The 1,525-nt window shown below is 68.9% G+C and carries 1 protein-coding gene; it reads right to left on the reverse strand.

Annotated features, from left to right (window positions below):
* On the reverse strand, positions 1–1,403 hold a 1,403-nt coding region (locus ACZ38L_RS39485), incomplete at its 3' end, for a transposase (protein ID WP_465702990.1).
* Between the last annotated feature and the right edge of the window lie 122 nt (positions 1,404–1,525).

Below are 1,525 nucleotides of genomic sequence, written 5' to 3' on the forward strand. Positions count from 1 at the left end.
GTGGTCGGTTCGCTCTTGCGGTAGGGCGGTCGCTTGGATTTCGGGCGGTTCTTCGAGCCTTTCGGGCGGCCTGGGCCGGGGCGGGTGGGTTTCGGCGAGTCGGCGGGTGTGCCGATTCGTGCGCGGAGTCGGCGGAAGCCGAGTCGGACCTTGTAGGGACTGAGGGGCTTGCCCGGGTCGGGGCGTGGGTGCCAGGGGCGGCGCAGATCGTCCACGAGGTAGCGGGCGAGGCGTAGTTGGGCGTAGGCGCCCATGGCAATGGACACCCACCGGTCGGTGGCTGCCGCCGAACTCAGGTGTGCGCTGGCGAGGCCGAGATAGGACTTGGCGAAGCGGTGGAAGTGCTCTTGGTCGAAGCGGCGCAGGTAGGCCTTCCAGAGCAGGTCGGGATCGGCTGGGACGGGGCCGGCGTGCCACAGCCACAGGTCTTTGGGTGGCTTGCGGCCGTCGGGCAGGTGGTCGACCACCACCTGCAGGACCGTGCCGCGCACGATCGGCAACTGCTTGTCCCGCGGCCAGTTGGCCCAGCGGCCGGTGCTGCCGAGCTTTTGGTGCAGTCCGCTCCAGGCGCGGACCGTCACGGTGCCGTACGGCTCGGACTCCACGGTGCGTTCGAAATCGGGGATGTGTCGTTTGGCGGGGTCGGAGCAGGAGAACTCCGCGCCGTGGCGCGGCGGCGCGCCCATCTGTCCCGGTCGCCGGGGCGGGGGGTCGAGGTAGAAGACCCGGGTGCTACGCAGCCGGACCAGCAGTTGCACGTCATGGCCGGCCAGGGCGTGAGTGAGGTCGGTGGCGTAGTTGCCCGCGTCGAGCAGGACCAGCGGCGGTGGGTCGCCGGGCTGCCACTTCCCAGTCGCGGTCAGGTCTTTGAGTAGCCCGGTGATCTGGTCGATCGTGACGTCGGTGTGCTCCTCGCCGGGCCGCAGCCGACGTGCTTCGATGGGGTCGACCCAGGAGGAGGAGCCCCACTGGATGCCGACGAGCAGGCTGTAGGGCCAGCCGGGCAGCCAGCGGTCCCCGCCTTTGCCGCGGACCTGCACCATCAGCCGCTCGTCGGCGTACTCGGCGTCGGGGCGCGCGTGCGGAGTGGTGTCGATCGCGAACATCAGCGGCTCGCCCGTCCTGGCCGGGGCCGACAGGCCGATCAGCAGGTGCCGCAAGCGGCTACTGCTCATCTGGCCATGGGCCAGGGCGTCATAGACAGAGCCGTGTCGGCGTCGGAACTCGGGCTCCAAGGACAGCTCTACCGGTGATCGCACCGGGCCCTGCGCGCACAGCATCGCGTCCGCCAACTCGAACAGGGCATCCCCACGGCGGGTGAAGCAGGCATGGAGACCCGCACGAAACCTGGATAACTCGGACAACGCCTCGACGCGGGCAGGGGAGTCTTGCAGACTGTCCATCACGGCCTTCTGGTGCAACTGGATCTCTGGCGAGAACCCAGCGTCACCCGAAGGCCGCTCCCATGTCCGGAGAACAGCAGAACCCAGACCTAAACGATCTCTGCGCCCTAAAATCGCAAGCT

This window comes from Kitasatospora sp. NPDC024654 (assembly GCF_055559155.1).